Origin of the sequence: Rhodopseudomonas sp. WA056 (genome assembly GCF_010906995.1) — a bacterium.
GTDB classification, from domain to species: domain Bacteria; phylum Pseudomonadota; class Alphaproteobacteria; order Rhizobiales; family Xanthobacteraceae; genus Rhodopseudomonas; species Rhodopseudomonas palustris_G.
Window position 1 is genome coordinate 1 of record NZ_QPFS01000105.1, and the last position, 17,231, is coordinate 17,231.

General features: G+C 65.1%; 16 protein-coding genes, 1 tRNA gene and 1 pseudogene. 14 read left to right on the forward strand and 4 right to left on the reverse strand.

Annotated elements, in window-relative coordinates; translation table 11 throughout:
- The 4 genes and pseudogenes from DU475_RS24360 to DU475_RS18180 form a co-directional block, all read left to right on the forward strand.
- A pseudogene (locus DU475_RS24360) lies at positions 1 to 124 on the forward strand (chemotaxis protein CheW); the annotation flags it as partial.
- 67 nt (positions 125 to 191) lie between these two features.
- Positions 192 to 557, forward strand: coding sequence for a response regulator (locus DU475_RS18170; protein WP_011157188.1), 366 nt, complete (start codon positions 192 to 194; stop codon positions 555 to 557).
- Between the two features lie 79 nt (positions 558 to 636).
- Positions 637 to 1,812, forward strand: coding sequence for a protein-glutamate methylesterase/protein-glutamine glutaminase (locus tag DU475_RS18175; protein WP_164632917.1), 1,176 nt, complete (start codon positions 637 to 639; stop codon positions 1,810 to 1,812).
- Positions 1,809 to 2,687 (forward strand): CheR family methyltransferase, encoded by an 879-nt coding sequence (locus tag DU475_RS18180; protein WP_164632918.1) that lies wholly within the window; start codon positions 1,809 to 1,811, stop codon positions 2,685 to 2,687. The genes DU475_RS18175 and DU475_RS18180 overlap by 4 nt, the downstream gene beginning before the upstream one ends.
- A gap of 290 nt (positions 2,688 to 2,977) precedes the next feature.
- Here the strand turns inward: DU475_RS18180 and ctrA are convergent, their stop codons facing one another.
- Positions 2,978 to 3,679, reverse strand: a complete 702-nt coding sequence (ctrA, locus tag DU475_RS18185; RefSeq protein ID WP_011157191.1) for a response regulator transcription factor CtrA — start codon at positions 3,677 to 3,679, stop codon at positions 2,978 to 2,980.
- 367 nt (positions 3,680 to 4,046) lie between these two features.
- Between ctrA and fliI the strand changes: the two genes are divergently transcribed.
- From fliI to DU475_RS18205, 4 genes are all read left to right on the forward strand, one after another.
- Positions 4,047 to 5,372, forward strand: coding sequence for a flagellar protein export ATPase FliI (gene fliI, locus DU475_RS18190; RefSeq protein ID WP_142882212.1), 1,326 nt, complete (start codon positions 4,047 to 4,049; stop codon positions 5,370 to 5,372).
- 108 nt (positions 5,373 to 5,480) lie between these two features.
- A complete protein-coding gene (gene fliJ / locus DU475_RS18195; RefSeq protein ID WP_047309821.1) occupies positions 5,481 to 5,909 on the forward strand; it encodes a flagellar export protein FliJ in 429 nt (142 codons plus the stop codon).
- 177 nt (positions 5,910 to 6,086) lie between these two features.
- A complete protein-coding gene (locus DU475_RS18200) occupies positions 6,087 to 6,635 on the forward strand; it encodes a sigma-70 family RNA polymerase sigma factor (RefSeq protein ID WP_047309822.1) in 549 nt (182 codons plus the stop codon).
- Entirely contained in the window at positions 6,635 to 7,579 is a 945-nt protein-coding gene (locus tag DU475_RS18205; protein WP_164632919.1) for an anti-sigma factor, read from the forward strand. The genes DU475_RS18200 and DU475_RS18205 overlap by 1 nt, the downstream gene beginning before the upstream one ends.
- A 322-nt stretch (positions 7,580 to 7,901) precedes the next feature.
- Here DU475_RS18205 and DU475_RS18210 read toward each other — a convergent pair whose 3' ends face one another.
- Positions 7,902 to 8,102 (reverse strand): hypothetical protein, encoded by a 201-nt coding sequence (locus DU475_RS18210; protein WP_013503555.1) that lies wholly within the window; start codon positions 8,100 to 8,102, stop codon positions 7,902 to 7,904.
- 333 nt (positions 8,103 to 8,435) lie between these two features.
- Positions 8,436 to 10,562 (reverse strand): flagellar biosynthesis protein FlhA, encoded by a 2,127-nt coding sequence (flhA, locus tag DU475_RS18215; RefSeq protein ID WP_013503554.1) that lies wholly within the window; start codon positions 10,560 to 10,562, stop codon positions 8,436 to 8,438.
- Between the two features lie 265 nt (positions 10,563 to 10,827).
- Between flhA and DU475_RS18220 the strand changes: the two genes are divergently transcribed.
- Complete coding sequence (locus DU475_RS18220) at positions 10,828 to 12,072, forward strand: MFS transporter (RefSeq protein ID WP_164632920.1); 1,245 nt, start codon at positions 10,828 to 10,830, stop codon at positions 12,070 to 12,072.
- A gap of 32 nt (positions 12,073 to 12,104) precedes the next feature.
- On the opposite strand, the gene DU475_RS18225 is transcribed toward DU475_RS18220, so the two are convergent.
- Positions 12,105 to 13,511 (reverse strand): GGDEF domain-containing protein, encoded by a 1,407-nt coding sequence (locus DU475_RS18225; RefSeq protein ID WP_164632921.1) that lies wholly within the window; start codon positions 13,509 to 13,511, stop codon positions 12,105 to 12,107.
- 409 nt (positions 13,512 to 13,920) lie between these two features.
- On the opposite strand from DU475_RS18225, the gene DU475_RS18230 reads away from it, so the two are divergent.
- The 5 genes from DU475_RS18230 to DU475_RS18250 all read left to right on the forward strand — a co-directional run.
- A tRNA-Ile gene (locus tag DU475_RS18230) sits at positions 13,921 to 13,996 on the forward strand.
- A 120-nt stretch (positions 13,997 to 14,116) separates the two neighbouring features.
- A complete protein-coding gene (locus DU475_RS18235) occupies positions 14,117 to 14,296 on the forward strand; it encodes a hypothetical protein (RefSeq protein ID WP_164632922.1) in 180 nt (59 codons plus the stop codon).
- Complete coding sequence (locus tag DU475_RS18240; protein WP_164632923.1) at positions 14,265 to 14,864, forward strand: VapC50 family PIN domain-containing toxin; 600 nt, start codon at positions 14,265 to 14,267, stop codon at positions 14,862 to 14,864. The genes DU475_RS18235 and DU475_RS18240 overlap by 32 nt, the downstream gene beginning before the upstream one ends.
- A gap of 220 nt (positions 14,865 to 15,084) precedes the next feature.
- The gene (locus DU475_RS18245; protein ID WP_246700359.1) at positions 15,085 to 16,200 is read left to right on the forward strand and encodes a helix-turn-helix domain-containing protein; all 1,116 of its coding nucleotides are present in this window, start codon (positions 15,085 to 15,087) and stop codon (positions 16,198 to 16,200) included.
- A gap of 365 nt (positions 16,201 to 16,565) precedes the next feature.
- A partial coding sequence (locus tag DU475_RS18250; protein ID WP_246700360.1) for a GGDEF domain-containing protein occupies positions 16,566 to 17,231 on the forward strand: 666 nt, incomplete at its 3' end.

Genomic DNA, 17,231 nt, shown 5'->3' on the forward strand with positions numbered 1-17,231 from the left:
GGTCAACCTCGATCCCCGCATGGCATCCTTCGCCAACGGCGTCCACCGCCTCGACGGACAGCTCATGGTCGTCCTCGACGTCGACAAAGTACTCGAAATCGCAACCCAACGTATGGCTGCATGACGTCTGGACTGAGTGCGGCGCAATCGCAGGAACTGCCCATCCGGGCTTGAACTGATAGAGGCAGAAAATGAAGACATGTCTGGTGGTCGACGACTCGAGCGTCATCCGGAAGGTCGCTCGGCGCATCCTCGAGGGGCTCGACTTCGAGATCGTCGAAGCAGAGGACGGCGAAAAGGCACTCGAAGCCTGCAAGCACGGGCTGCCCGACGCCGTTCTGCTCGATTGGAACATGCCGGTGATGGACGGCTACGAGTTCCTGCGCAATTTGCGTCGCATGCCGGGCGGTGACGCCCCGAAAGTGGTGTTCTGCACCACCGAGAACGACGTCGCGCATATCGCCCGGGCGCTGCATGCCGGGGCCAACGAGTACATCATGAAGCCCTTCGACAAGGACATCGTGACGGCGAAGTTTCAGGAAGTCGGCCTGATCTGACGGGGGTCGGAAGGCCGACTTTGGCGCCGCGTTGTGGGACGCGGTGGGGAGTGGAAAGTATGTGTTGCGTCGGTGGCCTATGAGCGTAGCTTTGGCAGGTAGTCCCGCTACGAATTCGGCGCAATACGAGCCGTTGCGCGTGATGATCGTCGACGACTCGGTCGTCATCCGCGGATTGATTTCGCGCTGGGTCGAAGCCGAGCCGGACATGGTGGTGGCGGCCTCGCTCCGCACCGGGCTCGACGCCGTCAATCAGCTCGAACGGGTCAAGCCGGACGTCGCGGTGCTCGACATCGAAATGCCGGAACTCGACGGCATTTCGGCGCGGCCGCAACTACTCGCCAAGAAGCGCGATCTGGTGGTGATCATGGCGTCGACGCTGACCCGCCGCAACGCGGAGATCAGCTTCAAGGCGTTGTCGCTGGGCGCTGCCGATTACATTCCGAAGCCGGAAAGCACGCGCGAGCCGCAGGCCGCCGACATCTTCAAGCACGATCTGCTGCAGAAGATCCGTTCGCTCGGCGGCCGGGTTCGTCGTCGTGCGTCGCCCGCCACGGCTGCACCGGCGGTCGCTCGCGATCCGCATCCGGCCCCGCTGCCGCATCCCGCGGTCGCGGCCCCGAGCGTCGCGAGTCAGGCTGCGCTGGTCAAACGTTCGTTTGGCCCGACTGCACCGCGGGTGCTGTTGATTGGTTCGTCGACCGGCGGCCCGCAGGCGCTGATGGCGCTGGTGGCCGACATCGGCCCGGTGATCGACCGTTTCCCGGTGCTGATCACCCAGCACATGCCGCCGACCTTCACCACCATTCTGGCCGAACACCTCGCTCGTGCCAGCCGACATCCTGCGCACGAAGGCATCGACGGCGAAGCCATCAAGCCGGGCCAGATTTATCTGGCGCCCGGCGGCCGCCACATGCGCGTCGCCAAGCATGGCGGCAGTCCGGTGATCGCGCTCGACGACGGCCCGCCGGTGAATTTCTGCAAGCCTGCCGTCGATCCGCTGTTCACTTCGGCGATCGATGTCTGGCAGGGCGGCATCCTCGCGGTGGTTTTGACCGGCATGGGCTCAGACGGGATGCGCGGCGGCAAGGACATCGTCGCCGCGGGCGGCAGCGTGATCGCCCAGGACGAAGCCTCCAGCGTGGTATGGGGGATGCCCGGCGCGGTCGCCAATGCCGGGGTCTGCGCCGCGGTGCTGCCGCTCAACCAGATCGGCTCCAAGGTGGTCCGCCTGTTCGCAGGAGACCGCTCGTGACCCCGCTCGACTACGAGTTTCTGCGCAAGCTGCTGAAGGATCGGTCGGGCCTCGATCTGTCGGCCGACAAGCAATATCTGGTCGAAAGTCGCCTGCTGCCGCTGGCGCGGCGGTTCGGCCTCGGCGGCATCAGCGATCTGGTGCAGAAGATGAAGGGGATGGGCGCGGAGTCGCTGATCTCCGACGTCGTCGAGGCGATGACCACTAACGAGACGTTCTTCTTCCGCGACAAGGTGCCGTTCGATCATCTGCGCGAAGAGATGCTGCCGGCGCTTTTGCAGGCGCGCGCGGCGCGGCGCTCGTTGCGGATCTGGTGTGCGGCGTCGTCGACCGGACAGGAGCCGTATTCGATCGCGATGACGCTGAAGGAGCTTGGACCGGCAGTCGCCGGCTGGCGGTTCGAGATCGTTGCCACCGACCTGTCGCCTCAGGTTCTGGAGAAATCCAAGTCCGGTCTGTTCAGCCAGTTCGAGGTGCAGCGCGGCCTGCCGATCCAGCTCCTTGTGAAGTACTTCAAGCAGGCCGGCGAGGTGTGGGAGCTCAGCCCCGAGATCCGCGCCATGGTGCAGCATCGCCAGCTCAACCTGCTGCACGATTTCTCGTCGCTCGGCACGTTCGACATCGTGTTCTGCCGCAACGTGCTGATCTACTTCGATCAGGCCACAAAGGTCGGCATTCTGGAGCGGATCGCCAAGCGGCTCGAGCCCGACGGCTATCTGACCCTCGGCGCCGCCGAGACCGTGGTCGGTCTGACCGACGTCTTCAAACCGCATGCTTCGCGGCGCGGCGTCTATCTGCCGAACCTGAAGTCGGCGCCGTCGATCGTCCCGGCGTTCCCGGCCACCACTGCCCTCAGCAGCCTTCGCGCTGGCTGAGGCGCGGAGCCCTCGAACTCTTCAACCTCATCATTGCTCGACAGCCTTCGTCATTCCGGGGCGCTTGCGCAGCGAGCGACCCCGGAATCCAAAGGTTGTCGTGCAGGGCGGCGGCCAAGTCGTGCCGGCGGCAGATTCCGGCTCGCGCCGATCGGCGCGCCCCGCAATGACCTGGGTGAGCGGGGTCGGCGCGCCAGAGCCGCGTCCCAAAACAAAAACCCCGCCATTTGCGGCGGGGTCAAGGACCACTCGGAAGGAGAGCGCCGGGTGGCGCTCCTGGGTAAACTAGGTCAGGCCGGGATGCGGACGTCGTCCTCGGACGGCTCGCGGAGCACATAACCGCGGCCCCACACCGTCTCGATGAAATTGCGGCCGTCGGAGGCGTTGGCGAGCTTCTTGCGCAGCTTGCAGATGAAGACGTCGATGATCTTCAGTTCCGGTTCGTCCATGCCACCGTAGAGGTGGTTGAGGAACATTTCCTTGGTCAGCGTGGTGCCCTTCCGCAAGCTGAGCAGTTCCAGCATCTGATATTCCTTGCCGGTCAGATGCACGCGCTGGCCGCCGACTTCGACGGTCTTGGTGTCGAGATTGACGACGAGATCGCCGGTCTGGATCACCGACTGGGCATGGCCCTTGGAGCGGCGGACGATGGCGTGGATGCGCGCGACCAGCTCGTCCTTGTGGAACGGCTTGGTCATGTAGTCGTCGGCGCCGACGCCGAGACCCTTCACCTTGTCCTCGATGCCGGCGAGGCCGGACAGGATCAGGATCGGGGTCTTGATCTTGGAAACACGGAGCTGCTTGAGAACGTCGTAACCGGACATGTCCGGCAGGTTCAGATCAAGCAGAATGATGTCGTAGTCGTACAGCTTGCCGAGGTCGACGCCTTCTTCACCGAGATCCGTCGTGTAGACATTGAAACTCTCGGATTTGAGCATCAATTCGATCGACTGCGCGGTCGCGCTGTCATCTTCAATCAGCAATACGCGCATGCCAGTCCCCTCTAAGCGCCGCTACGGGCGTCAGGCGTCCGCACACTTGCGGCACTGGAAACGCCTTTGAAGAACTGATTCGGATCCTGACGAGGAATGGTTAACAAAAACTGATTCGGCTCCGCAAGGTCCCATCGTGCAATTTTTGTCGAATCGCACTAAGGTATTGCGGCAAAGCAGATTTTTGTCGGCCCGCTCCTTCAGGTTCCACTTTAAGAGACGGAGTTAACCGACTCTTGCGACTCGCCCTTCATTCTGATGGGCGAATGCGCTCAGTTACCAAAGACAGTGACGCAATGATTAACGATGCGGGTAAACACGAAGTTAAGGGGACCCGGCCCGCATCGACAAACTTAAGGGTTTCGCAATGAAGGCCCTCGCGGAACAGATCGGCGACATCGACAGCGTCAACACGTATGGCCGCGTCGTCGGCGTGCGCGGTCTGATGGTCGAGATCGCCGGGCCGATTCACGCGATGAGCGTTGGCGCGCGCATCGTTGTCGAGACCGGCGCCAACCGTGCGATCCCGTGCGAAGTGATCGGCTTCACTGGTAACAACGCGATTGTTATGCCGTTCGCGGGGCTCGAGGGCGTGCGCCGCGGTTGCCGCGCCATCATCGCCAACGCCGCCGCCCAGGTGCGGCCGTCGCCGCATTGGCTCGGCCGTGTCGTTAACGCTTTGGGCGAGCCGATCGACGGCAAGGGGCCGCTGGTGCAGGGCCCGTCGCCGATGCCGTTCCGCAACCAGCCGCCACCGGCGCATTCGCGCAAGCGTGTCGGAGCGCCGCTCGACCTCGGCGTGCGCGCGCTCAACACCTTTCTCACCTGCTGCCGCGGTCAGCGCATGGGTATCTTCGCCGGTTCCGGCGTCGGTAAATCGGTGTTGCTGTCGATGCTGGCGCGCAACGTCGATGCGGCGGTGTCGGTGATCGGGCTGATCGGCGAGCGTGGCCGCGAGGTGCAGGAATTCCTGCAGGACGACCTCGGCGAGGAGGGCCTCGCCCGCTCGGTGGTGGTGGTCGCGACCTCGGACGAGCCGGCGCTGATGCGGCGACAGGCTGCGTATCTGACGCTGGCGATCGCCGAGTACTTCCGAGACAACGACAAGGACGTGCTGTGCCTGATGGACTCGGTGACGCGGTTTGCGATGGCGCAGCGCGAGATCGGGCTGTCGGCCGGCGAGCCGCCGACCGCCAAAGGCTACACGCCCACGGTGTTCACCGAGCTGCCGAAGCTGCTCGAGCGTGCCGGCCCCGGGCTCGGCGAGGGCACCATCACCGGCATCTTCACGGTGCTGGTCGATGGCGACGATCATAACGAGCCGGTCGCCGACGCAGTGCGCGGCATCCTCGACGGCCACATCGTGATGCAGCGTGCGATCGCCGAGCGCGGCCGCTATCCGGCGATCAATGTCTTGAAATCGGTGTCGCGCACCATGCCGAAGTCCGCCGACCCGGTGTACCTGCCGCTGATCAAGCGGGCGCGACAGATCATGGCGACCTACGCCGACATGGAAGAATTGATCCGGCTGGGCGCCTATCGCCCGGGCTCCAGCGCCGAGGTCGACGAGGCGGTGCGGTTGCACGAGCCGCTGGAAAATTTCCTCCGCCAGGGCAAGGACGAGGCGACCAGTCTGCAGTCAGGATATGCACAATTAGAGCAGATCCTGAGTAATTCGGAAACGGAACGCTAACTTTGTCCGGCCATCATGCTTGGCACGTCAATCGATTTGCCGGTTGCCCCTGCGCGGCGGGCCGGTGTCGTCCCGCGTTGAATTGGGACTTCTGGGGAGTACGAGTCGATGAAGTCACGTGATACGCTGATCCGCCTGAAGAAATTTCAGGTCGACGAGCGGCGCCGACGGGTCGCCCAGATCGAAGCGATGATCGCGGATTTCGAGCGGATGTCGTCCGACCTCGAGCGCGAAATTCTCACCGAGCAGGAACGTGCCGGCATCGCCGATCCGACCCATTTCGCCTATCCGACCTATGCCAAGGCGGCAATCCAGCGTCGGGAGAATCTGACGCGGTCCGCCGACGAATTGCGCGTGCAACTCGAGGAGGCGCGCGGCCAGTTGTCCGAGGCGTTCGACGAGATGAAGAAGGTCGAACTGCTCGACGAGCGCGATCAGGCCCGCGAGCGGGCCGAAGAGAGCGCCCGCGAGCAGGCCGACCTCGACAGCATCGGCTTGATGCGGGCACGGCTCGGCGGCGCCGGCGCCGTCGCCTGACGCTCACATCGCTGCGATCGAAACAGCCCGGGCCCGCGCGGTCCGGGCTTTCGTTTGCGGTATCCACAGCCTATCAAGTGCCGTGGTGGAACGCCGCGTTGCACGATATGCTGGTTTGGTTCGGGCCGCCGGTTCGAACGGGGGCATGGCTGCAATGGCCATGGTGAGGTCTTAGGAATGCTGTCGCCGGCTGAGTTGGTTTCGCTGATCGCCGCTGTCGCAGAGCGCGACCAGGACGCGTTCCAGCGGCTCTACGAAGCGACCCGGGCGAAACTGTTCGGCGTCGTTCTTCGTATCTTGCGGCGACAGGATCTCGCCGAAGAAGTCATCCAGGACGCCTACGTCAAGATCTGGAACAATGCCGCGCAGTTCGACGCCAAGGTCGCTTCGCCGATCACCTGGATGGCGTCGATCGCGCGCAACCGTGCGATCGACGTCGCGCGCAAGCGCGGCGAGGTTTCGATCGAAGAGGAGCCGTCCGCCAACGAGGTCGCGGCAGAGACGCCGGATCCGCTGGCGCGCCGCGAGATGACCGAGGAGCTGAAGCGCCTGCTGGAATGTATCGGCCGTCTGGAGCCCGACCGGCAGAAACTGGTTCTGCTGGCGTACTACAACGGTTGGAGCCGTGAACAGCTCGGCGCCAAGTTCGGTGCGCCGGCCAATACGATCAAGACCTGGCTGCGCCGCAGCCTGCTCGATGTTCGGGGGTGTTTGGGACTGACCTGATGGCCCACAGCGAAGACCATAGCGCGCTTGCCGCCGAATACGCGCTCGGCACGCTCGACGCCGCCGAGCGGGCGGAGGCCGAGGCGCTGACGCGCAGCGATGCGACGTTCGCCGCGCTGGTCGAAGCGTGGGAGCTGAAGCTCGGCGCGCTTAATCAGATGGTCGGGCTGGTCGAGCCGCGCGCCGAAGTGTGGGATCGGATCAAGGCGGCGATCTCCGCCGAGTCACAGCGCGCGGTGCCGCCGCAGGCTGCATCGCCGACAGGAGATGCAGCCGCGGGTGTGCTGGGTGCGCCGGGAGAACCGATCTTGCCACGCCCCGCAAACGACACTGGTCCCGCCGCCGCAAACAGCTCGACCGAACTCAGCCCCGAATCCAAGCGTGTCGTGCACTTCGCCAAGCGCGCCTACATCTGGCGAGGCGTCGCCATGCTGTCGAGCGCGATCGCGGCGTCGCTGCTGCTGGTGGTCGGCGCGCAGGTGTACCAGCCGGATGTTCTGCCGGACGCAGTGCGGCCGCCGATCCGGACCAAAGTGGTGACCGTCGAGGCGCCGCCGCCGCCGATCCCGCCGCAATACGTCGCGGTGCTGCAGAAGAGCGGCGATGCGCCGGCCTTCATTCTCACGGTCGACGCCGGCACCAAGACCTTCACGGTGCGCCGCGTCGCCGCCACCCCGGAGCCCGGTAAAAGTTACGAACTCTGGCTGGTGTCGGACAAGCTGCAGAAGCCGCGCTCGCTCGGCGTGATCGGCGGCCACGACTTCACCGTCAATCCGGTGCTGTCCTCGTTCGATCCCGAACTCGTCAACCAGGCCACCTATGCGGTCACGGTCGAGCCGGAAGGCGGCTCGCCGACCGGCGTCGCCACCGGCCCGATCGTGTTCACCGGCAAGCTGGTGGAAAGCGTACCGCCGGAGCCGGCGCGGACGACGCCGCAGCAATAGCGGCCGCCCGCGCCTGCTTCACCGAGATTGCTCGAGGCGATTTGGCGGACGCACGGGGCAGCGGCGGATGGTTCGAGCCGGAGCTTTATGCTGCTCGCCGTGAAACCTCGCCATAAAACTCGGCCTGTCGGGAGCGGCACTCCGAAGCGCGATCCCGATGCGATCCGAAACCGGGGCCGCCCCACCTCACCAACATTCCCGTAAAAGAAAAACGCCCGTGGGGAGCGGGCGTTTTCCTCGGGTCGTCACTTGGGGTGAGTGCGACCTCCTCAGCTCACGCGTGGCCAGGGGGGCTATCCGGCTGGCGTGACGGCTGGACTACTCAGCGGATCACCACGGTCTCCGCTTTGGTGATCGCGGTCGGTTTGCCGGCTTTGATTACTTTCGCGGTCTGGGTGTAGCCGTCGTCGGCACCGAGCCGCGCGGTGATCCCGAGGCCCGCCACCGCGATCCCGGCGACCAGAGCCACGGCCACAACCTTCAGGTGGGTGGTGCGATCGGCACTGTAGATCGAATGGTTCATCGCTGAGCCTCCTGGGTTTCTTCTCCACCCTCGGAAATTCGTGTTTGCGATCCCGAAGCAGGTTCAAAGAACTCGTGCAGAAAACGTAGGAAATCGTCCGGGCGTTCCGCAGGGGCGAACACAAACGCGTGAACAAGCGTGACAATGCGCGAGGATGCGGTGCACAAGACCGGCTTAACTTACTGAAAATTAATCAAATAGTGGCGAACGCTCAGGGTGTGGGTGAAGCGCTCGGTGAGCGCCCACTCATCGGCCAAAAGAGCCATCCGGGCTTGTCTGTTGCACAAAAGTCGCGCAGCCCGCTCCGGCGGCGGCGCGGCCGGAACCAATGGCTCAGACGCTGCCGACGGTCTTCAGCCGCGCCCGCGGGTGAATTTCGGCCTGTGACATCACCGTGGTCTGGGAGCGGAAGCGTTCGACCAGCGAGCGGACGAACGGCCGGATCGTCGCCGAGGTCACCAGCACCGGCGCTTCGCCCTCGCGCGCGGCCTGCTCGAACTTGTCGCGCACCGCCGTCATGAATTCCGACAGCTTCGAGGGCGCCATCGCCAGGGTGCGGTCTTCGCCCTGACCGATGATCGACTCGGCGAACGCCTGCTCCCATTTCGCCGACAGCGCGATCAGCGGCAGATAGCCGTTGTACGAGGTGTTCTGCGCGCAGATCTGGCGCGCCAGCCGGGCGCGGACGTGCTCGACGATGGTCGACGGATTGCGCGAGAACGCCAGCGCTTCGGCGACGCCTTCGAGAATGGTCGAAAGGTCGCGGATCGACACCCGCTCGGCGAGCAGCAGTTGCAGTACACGCTGGATGCCGGAGACGGTGATCTGGCCGGGCACGATGTCCTTGACCAGTTCTCCTTGCTCGCTCGGCAGATCCTTGAGCAGTTTCTGGGTCTCGCCGTAGGACAACAGGTCGGACATGTTGGCCTTGAGCAGTTCGGTCAGATGCGTCGACAGCACGGTGGCGGCGTCGACCACGGTGTAGCCCTTCAGCGACGCCTCTTCCTTGAAATTGGCATCGACCCAGGTGGCGGGCAGGCCGAAGGTCGGCTCGGTGGTGTGAATGCCGGGCACCGTCACCTGCTCGCCGGCCGGGTCCATGACCATGAACTGATTTGGCCAGATCCGCCCCGAACCGGCGTCGACTTCCTTGATCTTGATGACGTAGGTGTTGGCCTCGAGCTGGACATTGTCGAGGATCCGCACCGCCGGCATCACGAATCCCATTTCGATCGCCAGCGAACGGCGCAGCGCCTTGATCTGCTCGGTCAGGCGGTCGGTGCCGTCCGGGCCGTTGACCAGCGGCAGCAGCGCGTAGCCGAGTTCGATCTTGAGGTCGTCGATCCGCAGCGCCGCGGCGATCGGCTCCTCGGCGGCGGCCGCCGCTGCAGCCGCGGCCATTTCCGGCGCTACTGCGGCCTGCGCCGCCTCGGCGCTGACCTGTGCCTTGCGCTTGCCGGCCTTGAAGGCCAGATAGCCGGCACCGCCGCCGAGCGCCAGGAACGGCAATGTGGGAATCCCCGGCAGTGCCGCCAGCACCAGCATCACCGCGGCGGCCATGCCGAGCGCCTGCGGATAGCCGGAGAGCTGGCCCATCATCGCCTTGTCGGCCGAGCCGGTGATGCCGGCCTTGGACACCAGCAGGCCGGCCGCGGTCGACACGATCAGCGCCGGGATCTGGGTCACCAGGCCGTCGCCGACGGTCAGCAGCGTGTAGGTGTGCCCGGCCTCGCTGAACGACAGACCCTGCTGCATCACCCCGATGATGATGCCGCCAATGACGTTGATGAACACCACCAGCAGTCCGGCGATGGCGTCGCCGCGGACGAATTTGGAGGCACCGTCCATGGCGCCGAAGAAGCCGCTCTCGTCTTCCAGCTCCTTGCGCCGTGCCTTGGCGGTGGCTTCGTCGATCAGGCCCGCCGACAGGTCGGCGTCGATCGCCATCTGCTTGCCGGGCATCGAATCCAACTGGAAGCGTGCGGCGACTTCGGCAATACGACCCGAACCCTTGGTGATGACCACGAAATTGACGATGATCAGGATCGTGAACACGATGATCCCGATCACGAAATTGCCGCCCATCACGAAGCCGCCGAACGCCTCGATGACGTGACCGGCGGCCGCGGTACCCTCGTGGCCGTGCGACAGGATCAGCCGGGTCGACGCCATGTTCAGCGACAGCCGCAGCATCGTCGAGATCAGCAGCACAGTGGGGAATGACGAGAATTCCAGCGGCGCCTGGATGAACAGCGCCGTCATCAGGATCAGAATCGACAGCGTGATCGAGATCGCCAGGAACAGGTCGAGAATGATCGCCGGCAGCGGCAGGATCAGCACGACCAGGATGGTCAGCACGCCGATCGCCAGCGCCAGATCGCCGCGCCGCAGGATCGCGATCATCTCTTTGACGCTGGGGATGCCCGACCCTGAGCCCTGGCCGGCAGTGGTGTCCGTCATATCTGCCGCCGCCTCTCGTGCGTGTCGCTTGCCACGAACGCCGGGGCGCAGTGGGGCCGTTGGGCCGCTGGGTCCGACGTGAGGCACCGCACTGGCGTCCACGGGCATTCCCCGATGTTCGCGGCCGACGACACTTCAGTTCACTGGGCAAAATTTGCCCGGTGCATGGTTAGCAAAGAGTTAACGCCGGCGGGGGTGCGACCGCATGGCAGGGTGCCGTGGCGCCCGGCTTGACCGCAGCGCGCGGTCCGGAAACTCTGCAACCATGGAAACGCCCTTGGGAAAGACCGGCAAAACGCCGGCGTTCACGCTCGACTCGCGCCAGGCGTGGGTCCGGCTCGGATTGGCGCTGGTGATCGGTTCGATCGGCAGCGTCGGGATGTGGTCGGTGGTCGTGGTGCTGCCGACCGTGCAGGCGGAGTTCGCCGCCAGCCGCGGCGGCGCCTCGCTGGCCTTCACCATGGCGATGCTCGGCTTCGGCCTCGGCGGCGTCGTCACCGGCAAGCTGACCGACCGCTTCGGCATCGTGGCGGCGATCGCGGCCGGCATCGCGCTGATCGCGCTCGGCTATGCGGGAGCCGGGCTGTCGACCTCGCTTTGGCAGTTCACCGCGTTGCACTTCCTGATCGGCGCCGGCGCCTCGGCGACGTTCGGCCCGCTGATGGCGGAAGCCTCGCATTGGTTCGAGCGCTATCGCGGCCTCGCCGTGACGATCGCCGCCACCGGCAATTATCTCGGTGGCACGCTGTGGCCGCCGCTGGTCAATTGGGGCAGCGCCACCATCGGCTGGCGCGCCACCCATCTTCTGATCGGCGCGTTCTGCGCCGTGTCGATGACGCTGGTCGTTCTGTTGCTGCGGGCGCAGATGCGCGGCCACGCCGCCACCAGCCACGCCGCGGCGCCGCCGCCGAAGATCGATCTGCAGCTTCCCACCAACACGCTGACCGCGCTGCTGTGTGTCGCCAGCATCGCCTGCTGCGTGGCGATGGCGATGCCGCAGGTCCACATCGTGGCGTATTGCGGCGACCTCGGCTACGGCGCGGCGCGTGGCGCCGAGATGCTGTCGCTGATGCTGGCATTCGGCATCATCAGCCGGATCGGCTCCGGCTTCCTGGCCGACCGGATCGGCGGCATCCGCACGCTGCTGCTCGGCTCGGTGGCGCAGGGCGTGGCGCTGCTGTTCTATCTGTTCTTCGACGGCCTCGGCTCGCTGTACGTGATCTCGGCGATGTTCGGCCTGTTCCAGGGCGGCATCGTGCCGGCCTATGCGATCATCGTGCGCGAGGCGATGCCGGCGCGCGAGGCCGCCACCCGGGTCGGTATCGTCATCATGGCCTCGGTGCTGGGGATGTCGTTCGGCGGCTGGATCTCCGGCGTGATCTTCGACGCCACCGGCTCCTACGCGGCCGCCTTCGTCAACGGCATGGCCTGGAACGCGCTCAACGTCGCGATCATGCTGCTGCTGCTGCTCCGTGCCCGCCGCCGCGGGCCGCGGGTGGCGATGGCGTAGCGGCGAGGGGAGGACGACGGGAGACAGCGGCCTCAGGCCGACAGGCGGTCGCGTCCGCCGTGGCCGGCGACACGGCAGCGATTGCGGCCGTCGCGCTTGGCTTTCAGCATCGCGTGATCGGCACGGTCGAGCAGCGCGGTGCCGTCGTCGCCGCTGCCGTGGCTGGACACGCCGATGCTGACCGTGACCGGGCGTCCGAGCCCATCGAATTCGTGCCGGCTGATGGTGCGGCGGATCGCATCGGCGGCCTCGCAGGCGCCCGCTTCGCCGGTCTTCGCCAGCACCGCGACGAACTCCTCGCCGCCGAGCCGGCCGACAAAGTCGGTGCGGCGCAGCGACTGCTCGATCAGCCGCGCCACCTCGATCAGCGCCGCGTCGCCGGCGGCATGGCCGAGCGTGTCGTTGATGGTCTTGAAATGGTCGACGTCGATGAACAGCAGCGACAGCTCGTCGCCGGAGCCGGCGGATCGCGCCACCTCGCGGTCGATGCGCTCCAGCAGCGACCGGCGGTTGGCGAGGCCGGTGAGCGGATCGGCCAGGGCCAGCCGCTTCAGCTTCCTGGTGCGCTCGGACACCTCGCGCTCCAGCCGACCGTTGGCCTCGGAGAGCAGTAACTCCGAGGTCTTGGCGCCGGTGACGTCGGTTGCCGCCGCGATCAGACCGATGCAGGCGTTGCGACTGATCCGGGGGCTGATCTTCTCCAGGATCCAGCCCCAATCGCCCGAGGCGGTTTTGACCCGCACTTCCACGGTCGCGGCCTGGCCGGTCGCGAGCACGTCGCCGATGCACGCCTGATAGCGCTCGCGATCCTCCGGATGAACGAAGCCCGGCCAGTCGACGTCAACGGCGTGTATCGGGTCGATGCCGACGAAGTCGTACCATGCTTTGTTGGCGAAGCCGCGCTGGCCGGACAGACCGCTGACCCAGATCAGCGACGGCGCTTCGTCGGACAGCAGGCGAAACCGCCGCTCGGTCTCCATCAAGGCTTCGATCAGTACCTCTTCGACCGCCAGCGCATCGGGGTCTTCGGCATTGCACTGGTCGACCAGCGCCTGCGCGATCCGGCGGTCGAGCTTCAGGATGTGGGTCACCAGCCATGTGACCAGAAATTCCAGAAAGGCCTCGGCGGATTCGGCGTCGGTCAGATCCGCGCGCGCGGCGAGGCGGTCGATCTCGTGCTCGAACATCTTGTGTGCGCAAACGTGCCGGCCGATCTCCTCGCCGGTCAATCGCGAACAGCGCATCAAGGCTTCTTCGTCGCAGAAATGCGTGCGCGCATAGTGGCGCAGCCGCTCCACCAGCGCGGACAGCTTCGGCATCGGCTCGCGGTGCTGGACTGCGCTGGCGAGCTGATTGGTCAGGTCGAACAGCCCGCGATGCTGCCGGTCGATCCGCTCATTGCCGGTTTCGAACAGCGGGTTCCATGGGAAGAGGGGCATTGACGCATACCGTCGATCGATCGGGCAGGGACCATAGTGCCGGGATTGTTTGAGGCATGTTAAAGGCGATCCGTCGGATGCCGCCCGGTGCGTCGGGCCGGCGCTGCGGCGCAAGCCAACACCCCACCATTCCGCCGGTCGCAGCCTCATAACGGTACGTCACTATGGGGTGCGACACGTTTCATCGGCGATTCCGGCCTGTTCGCGCCCGCGCCGCGGCCGATTCATCCGGCGTTAACGATCGAATTGCTGGTGGCAGCCGCGCCCCTGCCGGCACCGCCGCGCCGCGATCCGGCACCGCTGGCGCGGACCCGAACCGCTTGATCGCGGGCAAGCTGCCGATTGCCGCAGCCGGGACGCCATTGTATGGGGAGACCGCACCGTCCGCCGCCCTCCGCGGCCGCCGGCGGGGCCTGTAGCTCAATGGTTAGAGCCGACCGCTCATAACGGTCTGGTTGCAGGTTCGAGTCCTGCCGGGCCCACCAGACGGACAAAGAATACTGCTGCAATCAGACGACCACTCGGGTCGCCATGAGCCCAGTTGTCCTGGAAAATCTGGTCCCGGTCTGGTTCTTCGACTCGCACTGGAGCAGGAAGAGCTGGATATGGATACAGGCAAGCTGCCGTTCCGGCAGGTAGGCACGCATCGCCGCATCAGGGTCGCAGACGTCGCCAAGCTCCGAGAGTTCGAAGACCGCCGGCGTGACTTGTCCGCCGCGCTGTCGGCCGACACGGAAGACCTCGAAACTAACTATGCCACCTCCGGCCAACACAGCGGTTCTTGACGCCAACGTCCTGCACTCCAACCATCTGCGCAACTTGTTGCTCCAGATGGCGCAAAACGATGTTTTCGTCGTGCGATGGAGCGAGAAGATTGAAGAGGAGTGGCTGCGAAATATGGAGCGTGCGGTGCGTGAGCGGATCACCGCAAAAACCTTTCCTCTCAGAAGAAGAATTTTCCCCGACGCGTTGATCCGAGGCTTCGACCCCGAACGGGAAGTCGGCAGCACGCATTGGAAAGACGGTCATGTTGCCTCGGCCTCAGCAAAGGTCGCTCCGTGTGTCCTTGTGACAAGCAATCTGAAAGACTTTGATTTCGTCGCGCTCGATGAACTTCAGGTCACCGTCTTGTCGCCGGATGCATTCCTGACGAAACTCTTCGACGAAAGCCCTGCTCTGGTGGATGCGGTCACCCGCGAAGCCGCTGCCAACCTCACCCGCACGCTCCCTTCATGGGAAGAATACCTCGCCGTACTATCCAAGCGGACGGATCTCGTCGAATTCGTCGATCGGTTGCGACCACTGGATTTGACGTCCACTCTGACAACATCGAGCCATTCAGGCAGAAAGTGAGTGCTTCGCGTCGAGGGCCCAATACGTCCGGCAGGGCGTTAGGGAACGCGATCAGGACAAGCTCGCTGAACTCGTCGAGCTCAGGTACCACACCATCGACGACGCGGCGGCGGAGCTCGGCAGCGTGCAGGCCATCCGCGAAACCTTTGTGGGCTTTCAGCGCTATTTGTACGAGTAAGCAGTGGTATGGGAAATCGACCGGCGATCGAATCCTGGTACGTTGAATACGAACGACGATCGTCGCGGCGTCCTCGGCGTCGAGATCGTCGTGCGGGAGGTGGATCGGATGCCTGGATCGTCACGCCTGTTGCTGCCTGTTCGGTTCACGACCTCGCAGCTTCCCGAACGTGATCGGTTCGATGCCTGGCGAGAGCATTTGCGTCCCGTCGCCGACCTGACGCCGGGCTCTGACCAGCCGTCGACCGCAGCGATCGATCTTGCGGTTTGGGATCTCGGCAGCTTCGCGATGTGCCAGGAGCGGAGCGGCGGTACGCGGTTTGCGCGAACGCGAGAGCGGGCCAAGGCGGTATTCGCCGACCATTGGTATCTGTTTCTGATCAAGGCGGGATCGAACTGGGTCGTCAGCGACGGCGGCCGATCGGCCGAACAGGTTTCGCGCGGCACGCCGGGACAGCTCGCGTTGTATTCGCTCGGCGAAGCGTTCCATGGCCAGATGCAGGCGATGGACATCCTGATGCTGTTCATGCCGCGCGACAAGTTCGCCCCGCTCGCCGGCACGCTCGACCGGCTCAACAATACGGTGATCGACACCGCATGCGGCGAGCTGCTCTCCGATTATCTGCTCGCGCTGGAGCGCCGGCTGCCGGATCTGACGATCGACGATGTGCCCGCGGTCGTCCGCGCCACCGAAGTGATGGTCGGCGCTTGCCTGGCGCCGACGCCGCAATGCCTGGAAGAAGCACGCGACGGGGTGATCGCAAGTCTGGGCGAACGGGCCCGCCGAGTGATGCAGTCTCGGCTGGCCGATCCGGAATTGACACCGGCCAGTCTCGCCAAGTGCCTCGGCCTGTCGCGGAGCGCGATGTACCGGCTGTTCGAGCCGCACGGCGGCGCCGCGCGCTACGTCCGCAACAGCCGCTTGGCCGCCGCGCATCGGGCTTTGTGCGATCCCGCCGAGACTCGGCAGATTCAGCAGATCGCCTCCTCGTTCGGATTCTTCAGCTCGCAGGAGTTCAGCCGCGCGTTCCGGCTGCGCTATGGCTACAGCCCGTCCGAACTGCGTGCCGAGGTCGGCGGCGCGGTGCCGTGTCACCGGCTGCATCAGCCGGCGGACGGCGGCCGCACGCTGAGCGAGTTTCTGCGCACCACGGCTTGATGCTGTCGTCGTAAGTTCGGGCCGAGATCGGCGCAGCCCTCCGCTTCAACCGATTCCCGCGCGCGATCCGAGATTCTTGCAGTTTGAAACTGCTCAGCGGTACGAGGGTGTCATGCGCCCGAGCCGAATTCGTGATTAAGTCGCGCTGTTGCTTCTGCGAATCCCGCGACCGATCGGTGTGTTGGGTATGATAATGCTGCCGACCACCGGAATGGTCGCAAAGTGATTTGGGACCAGTTGTTTCGAATGCGAGACGCACAGCTACCCTGCCGCGCCCGATGATAGCTTAGAGTCGCCGCGAAGGCGGCCGCAACGATCGCGGTCGCCGACGCCGGCCGACGAGACTGTTTTTGCCCATCATGACGATGCACACCGATATAGACCGGGACTGGAAGGATCGCGTCGCCGCGCAGGCCCTGAAGCAGATTCGGGATCTCGATCTTTCGCTCGATCCGGAGAGCTTCGAGCTGTGGTACACGTTCTTCGCCGGCCGTCACAAAGCGCTCACCGAGGCGATCGATGCCTTGCTGACCGCCAACCCGCGGCCGACCTCCCGTGACATCGCCAATCTGTACGAGCAGATCCTGTTTCCGTCGAAAGCGGCGACACGGATTCACGCGCTCGGCGTACAGGTGGAGTCGCAGTCGAGCCGCCTGATCGACGTGATCGAGCAAGCCACCGACGCCACCCATGGCTACCAGACCCGTCTGTCGAGCGCGGCGCCGCGGCTGGCCGGCGGGCGCGGCGACGGCGCAGCGATCGTCGACGACCTGTTGAGCTGGACGATCGAGATGCGTGCCACCAATGCGCTGCTGGTCGAGCGCCTCGGCGCCGCTGCGGCGCAGGTTCGCGAATTGCAGCACCAGTTGGAGCAGGTCCGGCTCGAGAGCATGACCGATCCGCTCACCGAAGTCGGCAATCGCAAATTCTTCGAGACCTCGCTGGCGCGGCTGATCGCGGCCGGCGAAACCAGCGGCCCGCTGTCGCTGCTGATCATCGACCTCGACAATTTCAAGCAGTTCAACGATCGT

Excerpts from the sequence above, each read along its gene's own strand:
- DU475_RS18170 (WP_011157188.1), top strand. The coding sequence starts at position 192 with ATGAAGACATGTCTGGTGGTCGACGACTCGAGCGTCATCCGGAAGGTC.
- DU475_RS18175 (WP_164632917.1), top strand. The coding sequence starts at position 637 with ATGAGCGTAGCTTTGGCAGGTAGTCCCGCTACGAATTCGGCGCAATAC.
- ctrA (WP_011157191.1), bottom strand. The coding sequence starts at position 3,679 with ATGCGCGTATTGCTGATTGAAGATGACAGCGCGACCGCGCAGTCGATC.
- fliI (WP_142882212.1), top strand. The coding sequence starts at position 4,047 with ATGAAGGCCCTCGCGGAACAGATCGGCGACATCGACAGCGTCAACACG.
- fliJ (WP_047309821.1), top strand. The coding sequence starts at position 5,481 with ATGAAGTCACGTGATACGCTGATCCGCCTGAAGAAATTTCAGGTCGAC.
- DU475_RS18200 (WP_047309822.1), top strand. The coding sequence starts at position 6,087 with ATGCTGTCGCCGGCTGAGTTGGTTTCGCTGATCGCCGCTGTCGCAGAG.
- DU475_RS18205 (WP_164632919.1), top strand. The coding sequence starts at position 6,635 with ATGGCCCACAGCGAAGACCATAGCGCGCTTGCCGCCGAATACGCGCTC.
- DU475_RS18210 (WP_013503555.1), bottom strand. The coding sequence starts at position 8,102 with ATGAACCATTCGATCTACAGTGCCGATCGCACCACCCACCTGAAGGTT.
- flhA (WP_013503554.1), bottom strand. The coding sequence starts at position 10,562 with ATGACGGACACCACTGCCGGCCAGGGCTCAGGGTCGGGCATCCCCAGC.
- DU475_RS18220 (WP_164632920.1), top strand. The coding sequence starts at position 10,828 with ATGGAAACGCCCTTGGGAAAGACCGGCAAAACGCCGGCGTTCACGCTC.
- DU475_RS18225 (WP_164632921.1), bottom strand. The coding sequence starts at position 13,511 with ATGCCCCTCTTCCCATGGAACCCGCTGTTCGAAACCGGCAATGAGCGG.
- DU475_RS18235 (WP_164632922.1), top strand. The coding sequence starts at position 14,117 with ATGGATACAGGCAAGCTGCCGTTCCGGCAGGTAGGCACGCATCGCCGC.
- DU475_RS18240 (WP_164632923.1), top strand. The coding sequence starts at position 14,265 with ATGCCACCTCCGGCCAACACAGCGGTTCTTGACGCCAACGTCCTGCAC.